24 protein-coding genes and 1 pseudogene are annotated in these 21,226 nt (G+C 56.2%); 12 read left to right on the top strand and 13 right to left on the bottom strand.

What is annotated here, in order from left to right; all coding sequences use genetic code 11:
• Both MJ257_RS22330 and MJ257_RS22325 read left to right on the top strand, forming a co-directional pair.
• A partial coding sequence (locus MJ257_RS22330; protein WP_240271322.1) for a hypothetical protein occupies window positions 1–339 on the top strand: 339 nt, incomplete at its 5' end.
• Window positions 340–352: 13 nt separating this feature from the next.
• Complete coding sequence (locus MJ257_RS22325; RefSeq protein WP_240271321.1) at window positions 353–565, top strand: hypothetical protein; 213 nt, start codon at window positions 353–355, stop codon at window positions 563–565.
• A gap of 28 nt (window positions 566–593) precedes the next feature.
• On the opposite strand, the gene MJ257_RS22320 is transcribed toward MJ257_RS22325, so the two are convergent.
• Window positions 594–1,535, bottom strand: a complete 942-nt coding sequence (locus tag MJ257_RS22320; protein ID WP_240271320.1) for a DMT family transporter — start codon at window positions 1,533–1,535, stop codon at window positions 594–596.
• 192 nt (window positions 1,536–1,727) lie between these two features.
• On the opposite strand from MJ257_RS22320, the gene MJ257_RS22315 reads away from it, so the two are divergent.
• Window positions 1,728–2,576: a sulfurtransferase gene (locus MJ257_RS22315; protein WP_240271319.1), complete on the top strand. Its 849-nt coding sequence runs from the start codon at window positions 1,728–1,730 to the stop codon at window positions 2,574–2,576.
• A 90-nt stretch (window positions 2,577–2,666) separates the two neighbouring features.
• Window positions 2,667–3,005: a DUF1801 domain-containing protein gene (locus tag MJ257_RS22310; RefSeq protein WP_240271318.1), complete on the top strand. Its 339-nt coding sequence runs from the start codon at window positions 2,667–2,669 to the stop codon at window positions 3,003–3,005.
• Window positions 3,006–3,074: 69 nt separating this feature from the next.
• Here the strand turns inward: MJ257_RS22310 and MJ257_RS22305 are convergent, their stop codons facing one another.
• Window positions 3,075–4,850 (bottom strand): glycerophosphodiester phosphodiesterase, encoded by a 1,776-nt coding sequence (locus tag MJ257_RS22305; protein WP_240271317.1) that lies wholly within the window; start codon window positions 4,848–4,850, stop codon window positions 3,075–3,077.
• Window positions 4,851–4,870: 20 nt separating this feature from the next.
• Entirely contained in the window at window positions 4,871–5,215 is a 345-nt protein-coding gene (locus tag MJ257_RS22300; RefSeq protein ID WP_240271316.1) for a winged helix-turn-helix transcriptional regulator, read from the bottom strand.
• 152 nt (window positions 5,216–5,367) lie between these two features.
• On the opposite strand from MJ257_RS22300, the gene MJ257_RS22295 reads away from it, so the two are divergent.
• The 3 genes from MJ257_RS22295 to MJ257_RS22285 all read left to right on the top strand — a co-directional run bounded on the left by MJ257_RS22295 (window position 5,368) and on the right by MJ257_RS22285 (window position 7,898).
• Window positions 5,368–6,306 carry an aldo/keto reductase family protein gene (locus MJ257_RS22295; protein WP_240271315.1) on the top strand — a complete coding sequence of 313 codons (939 nt, stop codon included), beginning with the start codon at window positions 5,368–5,370 and terminating at the stop codon, window positions 6,304–6,306.
• Window positions 6,307–6,324: 18 nt separating this feature from the next.
• Entirely contained in the window at window positions 6,325–7,173 is an 849-nt protein-coding gene (locus MJ257_RS22290) for an NAD-dependent epimerase/dehydratase family protein (protein ID WP_240271314.1), read from the top strand.
• A 158-nt stretch (window positions 7,174–7,331) separates the two neighbouring features.
• On the top strand, window positions 7,332–7,898 hold the full coding sequence (locus tag MJ257_RS22285) for a 5' nucleotidase, NT5C type (RefSeq protein WP_240271313.1): 567 nt from the start codon (window positions 7,332–7,334) through the stop codon (window positions 7,896–7,898).
• An 8-nt stretch (window positions 7,899–7,906) separates the two neighbouring features.
• On the opposite strand, the gene MJ257_RS22280 is transcribed toward MJ257_RS22285, so the two are convergent.
• Window positions 7,907–9,358: a serine hydrolase domain-containing protein gene (locus MJ257_RS22280; RefSeq protein ID WP_240271312.1), complete on the bottom strand. Its 1,452-nt coding sequence runs from the start codon at window positions 9,356–9,358 to the stop codon at window positions 7,907–7,909.
• A 188-nt stretch (window positions 9,359–9,546) separates the two neighbouring features.
• Here MJ257_RS22280 and MJ257_RS22275 point away from each other — a divergent pair, with 188 nt between their 5' ends.
• The 4 genes from MJ257_RS22275 to MJ257_RS22260 all read left to right on the top strand — a co-directional run bounded on the left by MJ257_RS22275 (window position 9,547) and on the right by MJ257_RS22260 (window position 12,969).
• Window positions 9,547–10,008: a MarR family winged helix-turn-helix transcriptional regulator gene (locus MJ257_RS22275; protein ID WP_240271311.1), complete on the top strand. Its 462-nt coding sequence runs from the start codon at window positions 9,547–9,549 to the stop codon at window positions 10,006–10,008.
• A 68-nt stretch (window positions 10,009–10,076) separates the two neighbouring features.
• Window positions 10,077–11,369, top strand: coding sequence for an MFS transporter (locus MJ257_RS22270; protein WP_240271310.1), 1,293 nt, complete (start codon window positions 10,077–10,079; stop codon window positions 11,367–11,369).
• Between the two features lie 140 nt (window positions 11,370–11,509).
• Window positions 11,510–12,295 (top strand): hypothetical protein, encoded by a 786-nt coding sequence (locus MJ257_RS22265; protein ID WP_240271309.1) that lies wholly within the window; start codon window positions 11,510–11,512, stop codon window positions 12,293–12,295.
• 104 nt (window positions 12,296–12,399) lie between these two features.
• A complete protein-coding gene (locus tag MJ257_RS22260; protein WP_240271308.1) occupies window positions 12,400–12,969 on the top strand; it encodes a thymidine kinase in 570 nt (189 codons plus the stop codon).
• 52 nt (window positions 12,970–13,021) lie between these two features.
• Here the strand turns inward: MJ257_RS22260 and MJ257_RS22255 are convergent, their stop codons facing one another.
• From MJ257_RS22255 to MJ257_RS22215, 9 genes and pseudogenes are all read right to left on the bottom strand, one after another.
• A complete protein-coding gene (locus tag MJ257_RS22255) occupies window positions 13,022–14,431 on the bottom strand; it encodes a deoxyguanosinetriphosphate triphosphohydrolase family protein (RefSeq protein ID WP_240271307.1) in 1,410 nt (469 codons plus the stop codon).
• Between the two features lie 160 nt (window positions 14,432–14,591).
• Complete coding sequence (locus MJ257_RS22250; RefSeq protein ID WP_240271306.1) at window positions 14,592–15,335, bottom strand: hypothetical protein; 744 nt, start codon at window positions 15,333–15,335, stop codon at window positions 14,592–14,594.
• A complete protein-coding gene (locus MJ257_RS22245) occupies window positions 15,332–15,790 on the bottom strand; it encodes a flavodoxin (RefSeq protein ID WP_240271305.1) in 459 nt (152 codons plus the stop codon). The genes MJ257_RS22250 and MJ257_RS22245 overlap by 4 nt, the downstream gene beginning before the upstream one ends.
• 261 nt (window positions 15,791–16,051) lie before the next feature.
• Window positions 16,052–17,350 (bottom strand): molybdopterin-dependent oxidoreductase, encoded by a 1,299-nt coding sequence (locus MJ257_RS22240; RefSeq protein WP_240271304.1) that lies wholly within the window; start codon window positions 17,348–17,350, stop codon window positions 16,052–16,054.
• Entirely contained in the window at window positions 17,347–18,450 is a 1,104-nt protein-coding gene (locus tag MJ257_RS22235; RefSeq protein ID WP_240271303.1) for a sensor histidine kinase, read from the bottom strand. The genes MJ257_RS22240 and MJ257_RS22235 overlap by 4 nt, the downstream gene beginning before the upstream one ends.
• Window positions 18,447–19,187, bottom strand: coding sequence for a response regulator transcription factor (locus MJ257_RS22230; protein WP_240271302.1), 741 nt, complete (start codon window positions 19,185–19,187; stop codon window positions 18,447–18,449). The genes MJ257_RS22235 and MJ257_RS22230 overlap by 4 nt, the downstream gene beginning before the upstream one ends.
• A gap of 86 nt (window positions 19,188–19,273) precedes the next feature.
• Window positions 19,274–19,489, bottom strand: a complete 216-nt coding sequence (locus MJ257_RS22225; RefSeq protein ID WP_240271301.1) for a hypothetical protein — start codon at window positions 19,487–19,489, stop codon at window positions 19,274–19,276.
• A 188-nt stretch (window positions 19,490–19,677) separates the two neighbouring features.
• On the bottom strand, window positions 19,678–19,992 hold the full coding sequence (locus tag MJ257_RS22220; protein ID WP_240271300.1) for a hypothetical protein: 315 nt from the start codon (window positions 19,990–19,992) through the stop codon (window positions 19,678–19,680).
• A 16-nt stretch (window positions 19,993–20,008) separates the two neighbouring features.
• A pseudogene (locus tag MJ257_RS22215) lies at window positions 20,009–20,377 on the bottom strand (ATP-binding cassette domain-containing protein); the annotation flags it as partial.
• A 168-nt stretch (window positions 20,378–20,545) separates the two neighbouring features.
• Between MJ257_RS22215 and MJ257_RS22210 the strand changes: the two are divergent.
• Window positions 20,546–21,166, top strand: coding sequence for a TetR/AcrR family transcriptional regulator (locus MJ257_RS22210; protein ID WP_240271299.1), 621 nt, complete (start codon window positions 20,546–20,548; stop codon window positions 21,164–21,166).
• Window positions 21,167–21,226: the final 60 nt, after the last annotated feature.

The following is a 21,226-nucleotide window of genomic DNA, read 5'->3' as shown; positions in this document are numbered from 1 at the left end:
GGGTTCCTGATCGACTTTTTTCTAACTTCAACCATTTGGCGCTTGCCTGTCTGCAAGGCTCTTTGCATGATTATCCCTTTTGATAAGGGAGCATGGGCTGCCCATAGGGCCACTACCCGATCTGCTTACGTGTTCGTTCGGTTTATGTGCCCCATCTTGTCTTCTGTCTTCTCCCGGGTTTGTCTGCGCCTTGCGGCCTGCGGCCTGATTAAACGGGACAATGGTGCAAAACGTCGGGCAACGAGGTTTACCCAACCGTTCTCTCTTTTCAACCCGCAGCGTTCCGGGTACAATAACAAGAGCCAAATTTCGCTAGCTGTCCCCAGCTTAAGCCAATAAGGAGTTTAGTGATATGCCTACCCTTAGAGAACTGTTTACCGATTTGGATTTTCAGGAGGCGTTGGACCGGAAGCTTCGCATCCGCGTTTTCCGCGACGATCACATGATCGACAACGGCAGCATCGTCATCCGCTTCACGGACGACACGATCATCACCCAAGCCGGAGTGAGCGAGCTCTCTTACCACCCGCGCCGGGAATGCCAATTTTTCGAGCTGAGAAAATAAAACCGCCTCGTCCCTCACCCTCTCGGACTTAACTCGCCTTTCCCTCTTGCCCCGCCGCCAGTACCTTCGCGTTGTCCTGCGCCACGGCGGGCGCCTCTTTGCCGTAACGAATAAAGATCCACACGCCGCATAGGATGAGCACGCCCGCCCATAACTGCAGCGGAGTCAAGCTTTCCTTCAGCAGCATCCAAGCCAACAGCGAAGCAAATACCGGCTCGCCGAGAACGGCCATCGACACGACCGAAGCGCTGAGGTATTTCATCAGCCAGTTGAACAAATAATGCCCGAATAACGTCGGCACGATCGCCAGCAGCAAGAAAATCCCCCATTCGCGCGGTTCGTATCCCGAAAATCGGATGCCGGCGGCAACGTTATAAACGGCCATCGACGTTCCTGCCACCGCGAACACGAGAAAATTATAAACAAACGCACTGATCGTTTGCAGCAGCTGCTTGCCGACCAGGATATGGATCGCCACCGCCACCGTCCCGAGCAGAGAGAGCAGATCCCCGGTAACGGCCTGGCCGGACAAGGCGAAATCCCCGGAGCCGATGGCGATCGAACCGATTAATGCCAGCGTAACGCCGAGAATCATCGCTTTATTGATTTTGGCCCCGAACAGGAAAAACGACCCGAACATCACGATGATCGGCTCCAGCGTTAGAATGACGGTGGAGCTCGCTACCGTCGTCAAACGAAGCGACCCCATCCATAGCAGGAAATGCAGCCCCAGCATTAAGCCGGAAAACAAAAGGCGACCCCATTGCTTACGGGTCAGGCGCGCGATCTCTCCCCGATAGCTCCACAGCAGCGGCAGCATCAATAAGTTCGTCAAATACATCCGGTACATCGCGATCACCGAGACTTCCGCGTTGGACCAGCGGATGAAAATGGAAGAAAACGAGATGGCGATTATACCGATCACGTACAGAATCTCATATTTGCCCATGGACTTGGTGTTGGTATGCATCAAAGTCAGAGTCCCAGCTTTCCGTTGATTTTTGTCGGCTAAATCTTGTTGCAAACCACTTCATTATAGCGGAGTTAGGGCGGTTGCTCAATTGGTTTCTTTACGCCGCTCCCCCCCTATGCTACATTGGGGATAACTTGGCCGCATAGCTGAAAACGGCCTTATTCCATCCCTAAATTGGAGGTACAACCCATGAATCCGATCGTTTCGAAACAATGGCTGCTGGCTCGCCTGTATGAGCCGGATCTCGTGATCGTCGATTGCCGCTTCGAGCTGGGCCGGCCGGAGGCCGGGCGCGCGGCCTACGACGCCGCGCACATTCCCGGTGCCGTCTATCTCGACCTGGAACAGGACCTGTCGGCACCGATCACCGCGCACGGCGGGCGTCATCCGCTGCCCGACCCGGACACATTGGCCGCGCGTTTCGCCCGCGCCGGCATCGGCAACGCCACCCGGGTGGTCGCCTACGACGACCAGGGAGGCCTGAACGCCTCCCGCCTATGGTGGCTGCTGCGCTGGCTGGGCCATGACGACGTCTGCGTCATGGACGAGGGATTCGCCGCCTGGCAAGCCGGCGGCTATCCCGTGACCGCCGAGCGGCGGACCGTCGTCCCCGCCGCTTTCACCCCCTCGCTCCGGCCGCACCTGCTGGCCGGAGTGGAGGACATACGCCGGGCGCTGGGCGATCCCGGCGTGCTGCTGGTGGACTCGCGCGCCGCGGATCGCTACGCCGGGCTGCAGGAGCCGCTGGACGTCAAAGCCGGCCATATCCCGGGGGCGATCAACCGGTTCTGGAAGCAGGTGCTGGACGATAACGGCTCCTGGAAGAACGACGGCGAGCTGCGCGAGCAGCTGGCGCCGGTCATCGCCGCACTAGACGAAGGCCGCGAGGCCATCGTCTACTGCGGCTCCGGCGTGAGCGCTTGCCCGAACGTGCTCGCCCTCCATCGGCTCGGCTACCCGCAGGTCAAGCTGTACGCCGGCAGCTGGAGCGATTGGATCTCTTATCCCGAGAACCCCATCGCGACAGGCAAAGAATAAGCAAAATTTTAAATACCTTTACAAGTATATTCCTGCCATGGTATATTCCCTTTATGGAAAAATTTTACGGCGGGGAGTTGATCAAAGACAATGAATGAAGAGGTTACCACCTTTATTGACCAATTGGGGGCTCCTTGGCAAATTGAGATCTCCCATCAACTGAGGGAGATGGTTCACCAAACCATTCCGTCGGTGGAAGAGCGAATTCAGTATAAGAAGCCGCATTTCCTGAAGAACGGCCATTACGCAGCGGTGATTTCGCCGTCGAAGGACGCGATTGCCTTCATGATCATGAACGCCGAAGGGTTAGAGGTTCCGAAAGGCTTCGAGGGACCGCCGGAACGCAAGTGGATCAAATTCAAGGAAGGAGCCGCTCCGGACTACGCCCTGCTCTCCTCTTTGCTGGCCCAAGCATCCCAAGCGCTCTAGGCAGAAATGCAAAATCGTCATCCCATAAAGGGATGACGATTTTTTTATGTTCCGTCTCCGTCGGTCGTGTTACAAATCAACCTCCACCAAGGATTGCGCCGTCTCGGGAGCATCGGTGATCATGCCATCGATCGGGTACTTGAGAACTTCCTTCATGTCCCGTCTGGCATTGACCGTCCAGACCCATACCTCGCGCCCGTCGGCATGCGCTTGGCTCACGAAGAAATCGGTTAACATCACCTGCTCGATCGTATAGAAATCGACGTCGAGCTTCGATAAATCCCCAAGCGCAAAATATAAAATTCTCCCGATTCGAATCTCGGGGGCCAACTCTCGGATCCGGTTGAGCGCCTCGGCGTCGAAGGACTGCACTCTCACTTCATCCTCGGCTCCAGCTTCTCGGATGAGTCGAACGACCTCTTCCGCCAGCGCCTCGCTGGAGGAGCCGTTGGGCTTCAGGTCCAGCAGCAGCTTGATGCGGCCCTGCGCCTCGGCAAGCACGATGGACAACGGCGGAATATGTACCGGATAGCCGTTCGGGTCTATGCCGATGGATAACTGCCGCACCTCCGCGAAGTTCATATCGGCGATTCGCTTTCGTAATCCCGTCATCCGTCTCAGATCGGAATCGTGGTTTAGCACGGCAACGCCGTCCTTGGTCATCTGCACATCCAACTCGGCGAACTGAATGCCTTTGTCGATCGCGGAGTTCAGGGCGGGCAGCGAATTCTCCGGGGCTTTCGACGTATCCCCGCGATGCACCGCGATTTGTACGTTCCATTTGGCGTAAACCAAGCTGTCATTCGCCTGCAAGCCGATGAACACCGCCAAGGCAATGTAGATGGCCGCCCCGGAGGCATAAGCGGTCCACTTCCACCTAAGCCCCTTCCACCAGGCGACGATCCGGTTCTCCAAGCGGCCAATCCCGCTGCGGCTAACATGAAGCTGATCCTTTGCCCGAATCCATCTTAAACGGCCAAACGCGTAATAAAGCCTCGTCAGCACGAACAGGTTGATCGGCAGCAGCAGAAGCTCCAACAAGTAAGCCAGCACGGTCGAAATCGTCAGCGAATAGTGCTGGGACACGAGTGCGAGCACATCGAGATCCAGCCAGGAAGGGATGCGCCCAAGCGCGGACACTACCGCAGAGGTTGCCGCGACGATCCCGGCGTTAAGCAGGAGCAGCGAACCGAACAGCCGCCAACGCCGGCCTTGCGTCAGGGCATGGCTCTGGCGCACCGCCTGCCGCAGATTCATGTCCTCCAGTACGATGCAATGCAGGACGAAGATCCACCGAAGCAAGGTATACAGCAACACCGCGAGCAGCAGGATGTAAGCAGCGGTCATGGTAAAAGAGGCATCCAGCACCCGATTATTCAAGAAGATCGGCACGTTAAACAACGCGTAAAATGAGGCCGACAGCGGCGAATCGATAAACGGGATCAGAAGCAGCAACAGCAGCAGCAGTTGGAACACGCCGAACCCGAGCAGCTTTGGCGTCTTGCGCAGCACGGTTAGCACCGCATCCGAAATGGCGATCTCCTTGCCGAAAAAGCGCTGTTGAATCAGCACAATCAGCACCAGCAATTCGATCAGCAGCGTAAAGGAAGCGACCAGCCCGATGAGAATCAGCCCCGCCACGCCTTTATAGCTGAGCCCGATCCGATACACATCGCCGTTAAGCAAAGAGCCGGAGCCGACCACCCGGAGAACGCGGTTGAACAGCAACGTGGTGACCGGAAGGATAACGACGCTCGTGACAAGCATATAAAGCAATTGGAAAAACAACAGCTTGGCGGAAAACTTGCGGAAATCGCGGATGCTTCTGCCGATCAGCCTAAGCATGGCCCCCCGACCCCAATTCGTCAGGTCCACCGCGCAGCCCAAACCTTCATCTCATGGCAGATGACATGGAGATCCATGCCCTTCGGCGTGAGCGTATATTCAACCGTTACGGGAACGGTCGGGTAAACCGTCCGCTCCAGCACTCCTTTCTCCTCCAGATGGCGCAGCGTACTGGTTAACGCGCGCGGACTCACCTGGGGAATTCGGCGCTGCAGCTCCCCGAAACGGAGCGTTCCGCCAAACAGCTCCCGTATGACGAGGAACGCCCATTTTCCTCCGAGTACATCCAGCGTTTTCTCGATATTGCATTCAATATGCTCTGGCGTTTTCGGCACGTAATTGCTTGCCTTGCGGATGGTGGTCATCCATCAAACCTCCTCTATAAATACAGCTATATTATGTATAGCAAGTATCATGGCTATAATTAAGTGAAGGAGTTTTCACTTCTTTAAATTGTATATGAACTTTAATAGAATGAAAATGGTTCCAACACAAATGTTCAGGAGGATGATGACACATGGAATATAGAAGACTGGGAGGCAGCGGCCTCAAAGTAAGCGAAATCAGCTTGGGCAGCTGGCTGACCTACGGCGGGTACGTTGAACGCGAAAACGCGGAGAAATCGATCAAAACGGCTTACGATCTGGGGATCAACTTCTTCGACACCGCCAATGTATACGAAAAAGGCGCTGCGGAAGAACTGGTAGGCAAAGCGCTCAAAGCTTACCCCCGGGAATCCTATGTCCTCGCTACAAAAGCGTTCTGGCCGATGGGCGAAGGTCCGAACGACCGCGGTTTGTCGCGCAAACACGTCATGGAGCAGGTGCACGCGAGCCTGAAGCGTCTCGATCATGAATATATCGATATCTTTTACTGCCACCGTCACGATCCGGAGACGCCGCTTTACGAAACGTTGCGCACGATCGACGACCTGATCCGCCAGGGCAAAATCCTGTACGCCGGCGTCAGCGAGTGGCAAGCCTCGCAAATCGCGGAAGCGGTCGGCTTGGCCGATCGTTACCTGCTGGATCGCATCGTGGTTAACCAGCCGGTCTATAACATGTTCAATCGCTACATCGAAAATGAAGTGATTCCGGTCAGCGAACGTTCCGGGATCGGCCAAGTCGTCTTCTCCCCGTTGGCTCAAGGCCTGCTGACCGGCAAATACACGTCGGCTTCCGACATTCCGCAAGATAGCCGTGCCGCTAAGCTGGATTGGGTGCGCAAGGGAATTACGGAAGAGAACATCGCAAAGGTGAAGCAGCTGGAGGGCATTGCCGCCGAGCTCGGTATCAGCGTCGGCAACCTGGCCTTGGCCTGGATCCTGCGTCAAAGCAACGTCGCAAGCGCGCTTGTTGGAGCCAGCCGTCCGGAGCAAGTAACCGAGAACGCCAAAGCTTCCGGCATCAAGCTTAGCGAGGACGTGCTGACGCGGATCGAAGAAATTCTGAAATAAGAAGGAGACGAAGCAGCCATGGCTAAAGTCGTTGTTACCGGGGGAAGCGGAATGTTGGGACGCCACGTCGTACGTGAGTTCGTCGAACGCGGCTATAACGTGCTGAACGTGGACGTCCGGCCTTCGGATGACCCGGTCTGCCCGTCGTTGATCGTTGATCTGGAGCAGCTCGGCGAATGTTACAGCGCGCTTTCCGGCGCGGACGCGGTCGTTCATCTGGCCGCGATTCCGGCCGCGCATATCCGCACGCCGGAGGTCACCTTCCGCAATAACGTCATGTCTACGTACAACATTTTGCAAGCTGCGGAGGGGCTTGGCATCCGTAAGGCGGTGATCGCCTCCAGCGAATCCTCCTACGGAATCGTTTTTGCCGTACATCCCCCCGCCCCTAAGTATGTGCCGGTGGATGAAGCGCACCCGCAGCTCCCGGAGGACAGCTACGGGTTGTCCAAAGTGGTGAACGAGCTGACCGCGGATATGTTCCACCGCCGGAGCGGAATGCAGATCGTGTCGCTTCGGTTGGGCAACGTGATTCCGCCGGAACGTTACGCCTCGTTCCCGTCCTTCATTCACGACTCGGCCGAACGGGAACGTATCTTGTGGAGCTACATCGACACGCGCGACGCGGCGGCCGCATGCCGGTTAGCCGTCGAAGCGGATGGCCTAGGTGCGGTGGCGCTGAACATCGCCGCGGACGACTCCAGCATGGCGATTCGCAGCCGGGAGCTGATGGCCGCCCGTTACCCGGGCGTCAGCGATTTCCGAGCGCCGCTAGAGGCGCATGAAACATTGCTCAGCAACGAGAAGGCCAAGCAACTGCTCGGATGGCAGCCTGTCCATTTCTGGCGGGATGAAGTCAAGCCATAAACCGCCAGCCGTGGTTCATGCAGAAGACCCGGCTCCGCCGAAAACGGAGCCGGGTCTTTTTTCTTGGAGCCGCGCTATACCCTAAAGCTGCACTTTTCTGATATGTTAGAATAAGTCATACATCTCAATCCAAACTTCGATCAGGAGAAATACCCATTATGCGCAAAAACATCGTAGCCATCGACATGGACGATACGCTTTGTCACCTCGTGCCAAAGGCCATCCACTATCATAATTTGCAGTTCCCCGACCGCCAGTTGACCATGGATCAGATGATCAGCTTCGACATGACGGGGATTTGGCATCCCGAATGCAACGAGGACTTATTCTTTGGACGCCCCGGCTTGTATGAGGAGCTGGAGATCTTTGATGAACATACCGTAGAAGAAGTACGCAAGATGACGCAGGAACACGATGTCATCATCGTAACGGCCGCCAGACCTTCGTCGGTTCCGGAGAAATGGAACTGGCTGCAGCGCTGGATGCCGTTTATCCCGTTCGAGAACTTTTTCGTCGCCAAACGGAAAACGCTGCTGGACTTCGACCTGTTGATCGATGACGGGCCGCATAATCTTCTGCCCGCCAAGGAAGCGGGAAGGCTAACCATCGGAATCCCCCGCCCGTGGAACGCCCCGATTCAGGAGCAATTCCTCATGAAGGATTCATGGGAAGGCATGAGCGAGTTGGTGAACCGGCTGCTAGCCGGGCGTTCCCTAGGTAAATAGCCCGGCCGTTACTGGAGATGCCCCCGGATTGGAACCATAGCCGGCTGCCCGAAGGAAACGTTCACGGCATTACGGATTTCTACGCCTTCCTCGAGCAGTTCGATTTCGATGCTTAACCGGAACGGCGTCTCGATCCGCTGGATGCTTACAAGCAGCGTCTCCGGCGACTTCCAGGTGAAGGAAGCCGCGATTTGCTCCTCCTCCTCGAACAACGTCGTCCGCCCCAATCGCCAGGCCTGCCGCCCCAGTTCAACCCGGTGTTCGCCGCGTTTGTCCCGGATGTCCAGCACGGCCGTATCTCCGTGAATATCGATTCTCGTGCTTTGCAGCTCCAGGGCGTTGGGTTCGAGCAGGCAGCTCTTTGCACCGTCGAACTCCCCTTCCCGCTCCGAGTCAGGCTGGATCCGAGGCGGCTCCAAATACAAGCCCTCCAGAAAATGCCGCAGTTCTTTCTCTGCCGCCTCATCTTCTTCAGCCATGCCTCCGTTCCCTTCGGCAAAAGCGCCTAGCAGGTGTTCCCACACCCCGTTCAGCACCCCCTGCAGGTCATTGGTGCCCGACGTCATGGCGAGCACCGCCTGCTGCTCCGGCAGGACGATGCAGAATTGTCCAAACGCTCCGTCGCCCCGGTAAACCCCGTGACGGCAGCGCCAGAACTGATAACCGTAGCCCTGGGCCCAATCGCTGTCGCCGCCGTCTCCGTTGGAGATCTGCTTGGAGGTAGCGGCATCGACCCAGCTCTCCTCCAGCAGCCGCTGACCCTGCCACAGACCCTTCTGCAAGTAGAGTTGACCGAATTTGGCGATATCCTCGGTCGTCACCTTGAGCCCGAATCCCCCGGTATTGATGCCGCGCGGACAGCTCTCCCAAGTTGGATTCACGATGCCAAGCGGCTCGAACAGGCGCGGCTGCAAATACTGCAGCAGCGTTTCCCCGGTAGCTTTCTGCAGGATGGCGGACAGCATAAAGGTGGCTCCGGTGTTGTATACGAAGAACGTCCCCGGCTCGTGCTCTACGGGCAGTTCCAAGAACGCCCGAACCCAGTTCCCGTCCTTCGCTCTGGCGAGCGGATCCATCGTATCCAAGGCATGGCCCGTGCCCATCATCAGTAAATGCTTAATTTGCATGGCGGCCAGATTCGGCGAAATTTCCTCCGGCACGTCCTCCGGAAAGAAGGAAACGACCGGATCGTCCACGCTCAGCTTGCCTTCCTGCACGGCCATCCCGATGGCGGAGGAGGTGAAGCTTTTGCTGAGCGAAAACAACATATGCGGCAGATCAGGCCCGTAAGGCGCCCACCAGCCTTCCGCCGCGACATGCCCGTGCCGCACCAGCATCAAGCTATGCACTTCAATAGAATGCGCTTTCAAATATTCCAAAAAACCGATCAAGTTCCGAGCCGAGATCCCCAGCTCCTTCAGGCTTTTTCTAGGCAGCGATTTCTCCGTATGGACGGACATTTCCACCTCTCCCTTCATTGGGCATTATGCCCATTCCCATTATACACCTGCCGAAGCGGGCTAGTTAAGCTTTCGTTCCGCCTGATTAGGGATTGACAGCACGGCGCCGATCCGATATATTCGTTGTACATACAAAATAAAACACAAAAAATGAACGTGCGTCTGATCATCCTAAGGAGGCTTTTCCCGTGTCTAACGAACCCAAAACCGCGGCCGACGCAACGGAAGCCGACGACGCTTTCCTGCATAGCTGCATGTACTTTACCACCAACCGTCTGAGCCGGGCGATCACGCGGATCGCCGAAGATGCGTTTGCGACGACGGGGCTGGCTCCCGCCTATGGCTATTTGATTCGCCTGGTCATCGTCAAACCCGGCATCACGCAGAAGGAGTTGTCCGAGAAGCTGTACATTACGCCGTCCACCTTGACGCGCTTTATCGATAAGCTGCAGGCCAAGGGCCTGGTTGAACGGCAGGTCCAAGGGAAAACCGTGCTGGTCTACCCTACCGATAAAGGCCGCGCCCTCGAGCCCTCCCTTCGCGAGGCTTCCAAAAAACTGAAAACCTCGTATGTCGCCGTGCTTGGCGAGGAATTGGCCGATCTGCTTACGTCCCAGCAAGAGCTGGCCAGCGAGCAATTGGAACGGTAAATCCGTCGTTCCTTGCTCCGATTATATTTGTATGTACAAACAAAATTATATATAAGGGAGAAACCTAAATGAATGAGATGAACCTTTCGCCTGAAATCAGGCCCAAATCACGTTTCTTTTACGGCTGGATCATCGTCCTGCTTACGTTTGCCACCTTGCTCGTCTCGGCGGGCATCCGTTCTTTGCCAAGCGTGTTGCTTATTCCTTTTCAAGACGAATTTGGCTGGAGCCGGGGCAGCATCTCGAGCGTCATCTCCGTCGGAATATTTCTGTACGGCCTGGTCGGGCCCTTCTCGGCTTCTATGTTACTGCGCTTTGGCTTCCGGAAGGTACTGATCTGCTCGTTGTCCGTGCTTGGGCTAAGCCTGGCGATGACCCCGTTCATCCATGCCTTATGGCAATTCGAGCTGCTATGGGGCCTGGTGTCGGGCTTGGCCACCGGGATGATGGCCAACGTCTTGGGCGTCACGGTCAGCAATCAGTGGTTCGTCAAGCGGAAGGGCCTGATCATCGGGCTGCTCACCGCCAGCGCGGCGACCGGACAGCTGCTGTTTCTGCCGCTGTTCGCCAAGCTGACGACGGACTTCGGCTGGCGATACGCCGTTTATATCGCCGTCGCTAGCATTGCCGTCGTCCTGGTCGCCGTCGCGATCTGGATGCGCAATCACCCCTACGAAGTAGGTGCCGCTCCATATGGCGCAACCGAGCTGGTCAAACCGGAGCCCTTCCGAGGCAACATCCTGATCGCACCGCTGCAAAATTTGCGGCTGGCGATGAAACACCCGACGTTTTGGCTGCTGGCCGGCACCTTTTTCTTCTGCGGCTTTTCGACGAACGGCCTCATCGGTACGCATCTCATCGCCGCCTGCGGCGACCATGGCATGCTGGAGGTAGCCGCCGCCGGGCTTCTCGCGATGATGGGCGTCTTCGATTTGTTCGGCACGACCATCTCCGGCTGGTTGTCGGACCGTTTCGACAGCCGCAAGCTGCTGTTCTGGTACTACGGCCTGCGCGGGCTCTCCCTGCTATTCCTGCCGTTTGCGCTCAGCTCGGCGTCTCCGGCCATGCTCGTCGTGTTTTCCGTTTTCTACGGCCTCGATTGGATCGCCACCGTTCCGCCGACCGCCAAGCTGGCGGGCGAGACGTTCGGGAAAGAGAAATCCGGCATGATCTTCGGCTGGGTCGTCGTCGCCCACCAGATCGGCGCCTCCACGGCCGCCTACGGCGCGGGCGTCCTGCGCGATTGGCTGGGAAGCTACTCCCAAGCGTTCGTGATCGCCGGATTCGTCTGCTTCGTGGCCGCGATCATGGCGATGCAAATCCGCAAGGCTCAGAGCCGGGTGGCAGAAGCGGCCATGTAACCTCTGTGCCTGGTCTTGACGGAATCGAAACGCACATGGTATGTTTTTCTCAAAATGAAGGCCATGTAACCTTAGGGTTCAACCTCGCGGAAGCGTTAGGTTGGACCCTTTTTGCATGCCTATTAGGAGGTTGTTAGTCTATGCAATCGAAGGATAAGCTGCTGCTCCGTTTGGATGAGATCGGTACCGCTTTGGAGAAACGGGAAGATGCGCTACTTTTGCTTGGCCTGGGTTCCATCGGGGCGGAGACGGCCCGGCTCGACGAATTTTCGGACTTGGATTTCTTCCTGCTAGTCGCCCCCGGAAGCAAAGAACGATTCATCCGCAGACTCGACTGGCTGGAGGAGGCCCACCCGCTGTGCTATTCCTTCATGAATGCGCCCGTTGGTTATAAAATCCTGTTTCAAGACGGCATTTACGCCGAATTTGCCGTATTCGAAGAGCATGAGCTAAAGGAGGCTTCTTATGCCGGGGGGCGAGTGGTCTGGAGAAGTTCCGCGGCCGCAGAGCTGAAGGTTCCCCTCGCCAATACCAGCCGGATTCCGCCAGTCCGAAACGAATCGGTTGATTTTGCGCTGAACGAAGCGCTAACCAATCTGTATGTCGGCTTGGGGCGTTATATACGAGGCGAGAAGCTATCGGCGTTCCGGTTCGTCCAGGTGTACGCCATCAACTCCATTCTTAGCGTGCAGCACCTACTGGAACCGGAGGTGGATCACTTCCCCGATCCGTTTGGCAATGAGCGGCGGGCAGAAAGCCGCTTCCCCGGATTGGCCGAACAGCTCCCGGATATGTTGCAAGGGTATGTCCGGCTCCCCGAATCGGCACTGCAAATATTGGACTTTTTGGAAAGCGTGTACCCTGTGAACCAGCCGCTTAGCGAAGCCATCCGCCAGTTGGCTCGTCGAGCCGTCGCTAGGCGATGACTTTCTCCAAATTTCGCGCTTGCCTATCCAACAACCGGAGCGAAATATGCTAGAATAAAAAGCATCATGGTTGCGATAGAACTAACAGAAGGGGACGTCATCGTTTGGCACAGTTATTTTACAAATACGGAGCAATGAACAGCGGCAAGTCCATCGAAATATTGAAAGTTGCCCACAATTATGAAGAACAGAACAAACCCGTGTTGCTTTTCACCTCAGCGATCGATAATCGCGATGAAGTTGGCTTTGTCTCCTCGCGAATCGGGTTGCGCCGGCAGGCCATTCCTATTTTCCCGGATACGAACCTTTTCGATATCGTCAAAAATCATACGCCCCGCCTGTACTGCGTATTAGTGGACGAATGCCAGTTCCTCGGCGAGGACAGCATCAAGCAACTGGTCCGGATCGTCGACGAGCTGGACATTCCCGTCATGGCTTTCGGGCTGAAGAACGATTTCCAAAACCAGCTGTTCGAGGGCAGCCGCCTGCTGCTGATTTATGCCGATAAAATCGAGGAAATGAAGACGATCTGCTGGTTCTGCGCGCGGAAGGCGACGATGAACCTGCGGGTGGAGAACGGCAAACCCGTCTATACCGGCGAGCAGATCCAAATCGGCGGTAACGAGTCGTATTATCCGGTGTGCCGCAAGTGTCACGCCAACCCGCCATTATAATTCTCTTACTAAGCTAAAACGGACCGGCCTTCGCCGGTCCGTTTCGCCGTTTTTAATCCAAATCGTAAATCGTGCCGACCTTGAGTCCGTACAGCTCGTTGTAGATCTTTTCCGCGTAGGCGTCCGTCATCCCGGCAATATAGTCGATGATCATATGCTCCCAGGTCCAGATCGGGTTCGGCTTCGCCTGATCCCGGTCAAACCTGCGCAGCCAATCGCCGGGAATGATCGATTTGCTCGTCTCCGGATCGACGAAGGCGTCCCACAGCCGCTTGATTACCCAAGCGCTGCGCTTCTGCAGCCGCTGTACCCGCAAATCCCGGATCATCGTGACCCAAGCGAAACTCTTCAGCACGCTCACCGTCCGCAGCATATCCTTGTCCTCCTGCCCGTCCTTCATGAACGTGACCTTCTGCCAATCGCCGTCGTCGATGACCCCCAGACTGCCGACGAATAAGCTGACCCAATAGGCCTTTACCTCCCTGCGCGTGCGGGAGTAGTCATGATCACAAATCGGCATTTTGGCGTTCCAAATGCGCAGGAAGTCGTCCAGCACCTCCGCCACCTTGACCTGAATCTTGTCCGGCATCCATCCTGCCCAGAACGAATCCTCCAAAGTCATGATCTTCTCGACGATCAGCCGCTGGATATGCGAATCCTTGAGGAAGTGCTCGTGTACCTCGATTTTCCCCGCCTTAATGCCGTCTTCAAGATCATGGGCCGAATAGGCGATGTCGTCGCAAAGATCCATCAGCTGAGCTTCGAACGTCTTCTTGCCCTCCGGAATGCCCCAACGATCGCGGATGGAGGAGATATATTCCCATTCGTGCAGATATAACCCCTTCTTGTTGATCGTTCCCGGGTAAGGATATTTGTTCGTCCCCAGCAGCACCGCATCGGATAAGTTCAAGCCGTCGATGTTTTCCCGCTTCTCGAGGAACATCATCAGCCGGAAGTTGTGGGCGTTGCCTTCGAAATGCTCGTATTTACGCCGGAGCGACTCCCGCGTCTGTTGCTCTTCCTCCGGAGTCGGTTGTTTGCCTTTCAGGGCCGTCCGCACCTTCTCCTCGATCAGCTTCTCCAAAATTTGGTCCAGCACCTCTTCGCCCTTGTGCCCAAACGGAGGATGCCCGAAATCATGGCAAATCGCGGCGCATTCCACCACCTCCGGATCGATCACCAAACCCGGGTGCCCGGCTCGATCGACCGCCAGCTCCGGATAGGCGCGCAGCAGGCTTCGCGCCGCTTCCCGGGCAATTTGCGCGACCTCCAGCGAATGCGTCAGCCGGGTCCGGTAATAATCGCCCGTGCCAGCTCCAAACACTTGCGATTTCCCTTGCAACCGGCGAAAGGTCGGGGAATGGATCAACCGCGAATAGTCGCGTTCGAAGGTGGCGCGGTTATTCTCGTGTCCGATATTGTCAGGGTATTGGCGGTGCTCCCTTAGTTCCTGGATGTTCATGGCTCTCGCACTCCTTGTCGCGTTCTCTCTTTTCTGTTATTGTAGCCGTCCGAGGCCGGAACATAAAGCGCCGTTCCCAAAAATTGTTCGGCCGCACAAAAACAACCCCGCATCGCGGGGTTGTTGCTCCAACAGCCTTTGCGTTTGTCCGGGGTAAAGTTCAGGATACGCCCAGCCTCCACGGTTCGCAGCCTCCGTTGCGCTTGGCTTCTCCGCCGCCAGGTTCCTCCCTCTCCCGATGGCGGCATTCGCCATTCCAAGCTTCCTGCAATAACCACACATAGTCTAACGATTCCTGAAGGTCGAGTGCTTCTCCGGGAACCGCCTGCCTCCGGCCTTCCAGTAAAGTATATACCTCGATAACACCGGGCGGACGTCCGAAAGCGCTATGCCAAAACACGTTGGCCATATGGACAAAAGCTTGCGCTAGGGACTCATTCTCCTCCACCAGGAATTTCTGTACCGTGACCCGGTTCGGATTCCCCCGCTGCTGCCATACCGTTTGAAAAATGACGGACAAATGCAGGTCAAGCCCAGCCGCGTACGTTCCCCATTTCTCATATAAGGCCACCGGATAATCGTAAATCCTCGTCCCCGTAATCAAAGTCAATTCCGATACCATCCGGTTGTAAACCTGCCAGTAGAACAACGCGTCTGGAAAATCGCTCTGATTCCGCGGCCAACGCCGGTTCAGCAGCACCTGGATCGGTGTGTGCAATCGGACCGCCGGGAGGAGCGTGAAATAATCGTTGATGGCGTGGCCAACGGCATATTGCACGCGCTGCTGCCAGGTGATTGGAGGCCCGCCGCCCGTTTGGCCGCCCGCCTCCGCCGGACCGGTCGAGACCGCCATAAGCGAACGTAGCCACTCTTCCAGCTCATAATCAAGAATCTGCTTCGTCATGGCCGGTGCAGCGCTCCCAAGCTATGCGCGAAGCTTGCCCCGTATTCCCGGCACAATACCTTCTCCTCGGGACTTGGGCCGTATTCCACCTTCAAAGGCGGTTGGACGATGACCGCCCCGAATTCACGAAGCCGCTGCTCCAATTCGTCCACAGCTGCGCAATACAGGCGGTAGGAGGTATCTCCGCTGCCGAATACGGCAGCCCGGATCCCTGCCAGATTCAGCTCCTTCATTTCATCCACGAAATCGGCAAATTCGTCGGGAAGCTCCCCGTCCCCCCAGGTATACGCCCCCAACAAGCAGGCGTCATATTCCAGCAGGCGAACGGCGTTGCAATCCTCCACCATTTTCAAATCCGCGACGGCTCCGGCGCTGCGGACGCCCTCGGCGATCAGTTCGGCCATTTCCTCCGTATTCCCGGTCAAGCTGGCATAGACGATGATGATTTTGCCCAATCCCTCCAACTCCTTCCCAGCGGGGTGACTTGATAACCGAAGTATAATTGATAATGATTATCATTGTCAATGACGGAGCGAATAGTATCTTCTCGCACCTCCTTTGCATGATTATCCCTTTCGTTCAGAATTGGGAGGATCGAGAGTGAGGCTGTTGCCTGATGCAACGGGATAATCCTCAAAAGTAGGTACGGATAGATGAAATCAATGAAAGTCGGCCCCCTGAAAGGAGTATCCGGCTTCTTTTTACTATACGATCTATCAGCTAAGTCCTACCCATGCATCGTTGGAGTAGCCCCGCTGCTCCCAATATCCGACATGCTCGCCTTCGATCAGCTCGACTCGCGTCAGCCACTTCACCGACTTGTAGGCGTACATTTTGGGCACGATCAGTCGAACGGGACCGCCTAAATCGCTCGGAATCGGTTTGCCATCGTGCAACACCGCGACCATGACATCCTCCATGTCCGCCTGCTCCAGGGTCAGCGTATCGGTGTAGACGCCGTCCCCCGAATAGAATTTCACCGTTTGGGCACCCGGTTTCACGCCGGCTTTCTTGAGCAATACCCGAAGCGGGATCCCTTCCCAGGTATTTTTGTACACCGACCAGCCCGTCACGCAATGAAAATCGCTGACCTGCACCGTCCGCTCCAGCTTGAGGAAGTCCTCCCAGCTCCACTTGAATTTGTTGCTCACCAGTCCGTCGATCGTAAACGACCAGTTCTCATTGGAGAACGAAGGAATATCCGTTACTGTATAAACGCGAAAATGTCCCTGCGCCCCGCCGCCGACGACCTGTGCGGAGGCCGGCAGCGGCACCGGGTTCGGAACCAGCCGGTTGGCATTCTCCTCCAACAGCCGGTCAACTGATCGCGTTCCACCGACATTGCCGAGAGAGTTGCCCAACCATTTAAGAAAGGTTGGTCCGACCGTCACCGCCAGCCCTACCCCGATCGCCCCGCGGATAAACGCCCGGCGGGTATAGACCGGCTGGGGAGACGATGGGCCCTGGTGTTGTTTTTCCCCTGCACCTGCATCTGCCTTTGCCTCCGTCTCCTTGCCTGCGGCGGCAGGGTGAACCTCGGGTTTGATCGACCTTCGGGCCGGTTCTTTCAGCCATTTCGTCCGGGTCAAGGAGTGAAAGATGACATACGGCAGACCGATCCAGGTCAATAAATCATGCACGGTCAGCGCCGCATTGGACACCCTCGGCCCCACCGCCTTAAACTGCCACAGCAGCACGCCCGAACCAAACCAGCCCAACAGCAAGGCGAGGACCACGATAACGTTAAATCGCTGCCAGGGCTTCTGCCGCAGCTGCTTCCAGTGCTTCCCCGCTAACGCCAAGTAATAAACGACAGGGAGGATCGAAACGACGCCTACCGCAATATGAAGCCATTTCAGCCAAACCCGGCCCTCGCCCAGCAAACCGCGCCAGAACCCGCCGACCAGCAGCAGCCCCGTCAGGGCTAAGATTACGACGATCCAGCCGTTCCAGGCATGCAAGGCGACGAGTTTTCGACCATAACCCTTGCGCAGGCGCTCCAGCATTCCTTTCATTCCACCATCGCCTCCTCATTCGTTGAGTCCCTCTTGGTATGCCTGCCATCGCCAGCCTCCGCCACCGTGAACCAAAACGAGCTGCCCCCCGTCTCCGCTTCATCCATGCCGATCTCTCCGCCGTATTGCTCGACCAGCCGCTTCGCGATGGAGAGCCCCAGTCCGGCACCTCCGCCATCCCGGCTGCGGGAACGATCGGAGCGGTAAAACCGTTCGAAGATTCGCCCCCTCTCATCAAGGGGAACGCCCGGTCCTTGATCGGCAATCGCAAACCGAATCCTCCTGTCCGCCGGACCGCCGAGGGTCTCCATCGCCGTGCACGAAATCGTCCCGCCTTGCGGGGAATGCCTTACCGCATTTTCCAGCAGATTTTGCAGCACCCGCTCCAAGTGCCGGGGCGCCATCCGAAGTTTAAGCGGACGATCGGGCAACTTCACCTTCAACTGCAGCGACTTGGCTGCGCACGGCTTGGCTAAACGCGGCAGCAGCTCGACGAGAACGTTTTCCGCAATCGATATCCGGAACTCCTCCGTTTCCCGCCTTGCTGATTCCAGCGTCGACAGCTCGAATAAATCCTGGATCAGCTCCCCGAGCCGCACCGTTTCGGTCCGAATGGTGGCCAAATATCGCCGGAACGCGGCCTCGTCCTGAATGACGCCGTCCTCCAGCGCCTCGACGTAGGACTGAACCGAAGCCAGCGGCGTTCTCAAGTCATGGGCCATGTTGGCGACCAGTTCGCGTTGGGCGGATTCCGCCGCCGACACCTGCTTGAAGCTGGACTCGAGGCTGTCGCCCATGCGATTGAACTGATCGGCCAATTGCCGGAACTCCTTCAACCCCGTGTACTCGACCCGGGCCTTCAAATCGCCTTCGGCAATACGCTTTGCCCCATCGCCGACTCGCTTGACCGAGGCTTCCAGCGGACGCACCAGCACGAAATGCAGCAGCGCCGACGCCAGACCCGCACCGATCGAGGCGAGCGTCAACCAGACAAACTGCTCCCTGTTCAGCAGCATATATCGATAAAAAGCCACCAGCAGCAGGATGATCATCGCGATGCTGACAAGGTTGGCCAGCAGGAGATACGTCCGCAGCTTCATCGCTCCTGCCCCCTCGCTTCCAGCTTGTAGCCGATCCCCCATACCGTTTTGATCCAGGCCGGGGCGGACGGGTTGGCTTCGATTTTCTCCCGCAGCCTACGGATATGAACCGTCACCGTCGTCGTATCGCCGTCATAAGCCACATCCCACACCTGGTTCAGCAGCTGGCTGCGCGAGAACACCTTCCCCGGGTGCTTCGCGAGCAGGTGCAGAAGATCGAATTCCTTCATCGTCAAATCCGCTTCCGCTCCCCGGATTAAGACCCGCCGTTCCTGCGGAAAAATCTCCAGGCCGTCGAACATAATCGCCGGCCCGTCTCCTTCTTCACTGGCGGGCTTCCGGGATGCTACCGCTGCCGCTGCTCCCGTTTGAACGCCGGTCCGCCGCAGAATATTCTTGATGCGCAACACCAGCTCGCGTGGACTAAACGGTTTCGTCAGGTAATCGTCGGCCCCCATGGTTAGGCCCAGCAGACGGTCCGCTTCCTCTCCGCGGGCCGTCAACATGATGATTGGCGTATCCTCCTGCTGCCGAATCCGGTCACATACCTCCAAACCGCCAAGCTTCGGCATCATGAGATCGAGCACGAGCAAATCGGGATGATGCTCTTCCCAGTGACGCAGCGCCTCCTCCCCGTCTGAGGCAACCCAAACCGTCCAGCCCTCCCGTTCCAGATAACGGCGGCAGACATCCGTAATATTTTGTTCATCGTCGGCAACTACAATTTTGGCGCTCAACCGCTCGGCCCCCTGGCTCGTGGAAAGTCTTTCCTGTGTTATATGTCACATTATATCGCGATGTTGGCTAGGATACGACTTTGTCGTTATTTCCCCGTCTCGCTGTCGGTCATCTCTTGATTGGTCATCTCCTGGTCGCTCATATTCCCATCCTTCATCTCACTATTCCCGGCGGTACCGCTCATTTCTGTCGAGGCATTGGCTCCATCGTTCATGTTCTCCTTGTTCATGTCGTTCTTGGCCCCGCAAGCCGCTAACGTCAGCATGGCTCCAAGCAGCAGGAGCACTCCAATTTTTTTCATACTCATCTTCCTTTCGTTATTGGGACTCGTTCGCCTATTATCTTAACGAACAATGCTAACCATCCAAGAACGTACCGCTTGCGAAACCCTTAGGAAAGTCTTACGAAAGGATTACGACAAAAAAAGATACCCATAGATAACTATGGGCATCCGATAAGCTTATAAGGCGTACAGTCAACGTTCTTCCTTTATAACGGCAAATCCCTTTTTGCAAAAATCCATACGGCCGCTCCGTACAGCACCAGCCCCGCCGCTCCAAGACCCAAAGCTGCCGGGAGAACATCGTACGAGCTGGTGGCGATTGGGATCGGCTCAAAAACGCTCAACACCGTCAATCCGCGCAACCATTCCATCTCCCCGCTCATATTCGCCACGAGTCGAGCGATGAAGAAGAAGACGGACAGCAACCCGGAAGCCGCCAACGTACGTTTACTGTCGTTCAGCAGGCAGGAGAACAGGAACGCGTAACCGCTGATGACGAAAAACAACAAAAATCCGAGCAAATTGATTTGCAGGAAAGCGGATGGGGGTCCTCACATCGAGCTGAAACCGCTTGATCAATTGATCGCGCCGGCCCGTCCCCTTCATCCCGCGCATCCCTCCCAGCAATTCAAGCACTTGCAATCCGTTCATGCCGTCCGGGAAGGAGATTTCCCCGGGGAGATAACCCACCTTCTTCATCACTTCCGCGCTCTGCCGCATGCAATCCAAGCCGTCGATCGTAGCCTTTCCCCGGTCCGGCTTGTAGAAACCCATCAAATGGCGGATGGTCGTCGATTTACCGGCACCGTTTGGCCCTAAATACCCCAGAACTTCTCCTTTTTTAACGGAAAAGGTCAGGTCGAAAATCCCTTTCCCGTTGGAAAATCTCTTCGTCAATCCTTCCATGCGAATGCTCATTTTGAAGGACACCTCTCATTTATTGTTTTGAATAATATATATTCATTTCATTCATAATGTACATTGATTGATGGAGGAAGTCAAGGTGTTTTGAATGAATTGAGTTGAAAATATACAAAACTTAACGTATTCTTGGCATAGAGGTGAATTACGTCGATGAATGGATATCAACGCCGCACGGAGCTGAAGAGAGAGAAAGTCAAACGCGCCGCCGTAGAGTTGTTTACGGCTTACGGTTTAGACAAAGTCAGCCTAGCTGAAATCGCGAAGCAAGCCGGCGTTTCGCCCGTAACGATTTACAATTATTACGGCACGAAAGACGAGCTATTCGCCAAAGTCGTAACCGAAATGCTGGAGGAGGCTTGGGAGGAGCGACTTCGCATGCTCCGCAGCGATCTGCCTTTTTTGGAGAAAATCGAGAAGATGATCTTCGAGACGGCGGATTTTGCAAATAAGGTCGATCCCGAATTTTTAAGGACGATGATGTCCAGCAGTCCGGAAATCTTAGCCATGACGGAAGAGATTTATAAGCGGTATCTCCCCCAGATGATGGATTTCTTTGAGGGAGGACAACGGGAGGGATACATCAACAAAGACGTGTCGGCCGAAACCTTCTTGCTCTACCTGAATCTTCTTAACGAGGCGAGAACGAAAATCGATCTGTCTATGGATAAAGAAAAAAACCAGCGTTTGATCAAAGAATTGACCAGCCTGCTTTTCTATGGACTGGTCGGTCCGAACGGCCGTCCGGATCATTTCGGGGCAGACCGGGGTTAGACCGTCTCCCCATACTCCAGCCGCTAGCCCTGATGACGGCAAAAACCCGCCCGGGCGCAA

The organism is Paenibacillus timonensis (assembly GCF_022427145.1).
Taxonomy (GTDB): domain Bacteria; phylum Bacillota; class Bacilli; order Paenibacillales; family Paenibacillaceae; genus Fontibacillus; species Fontibacillus timonensis.
This window is presented reverse-complemented; position numbering and strand designations above follow the sequence as displayed.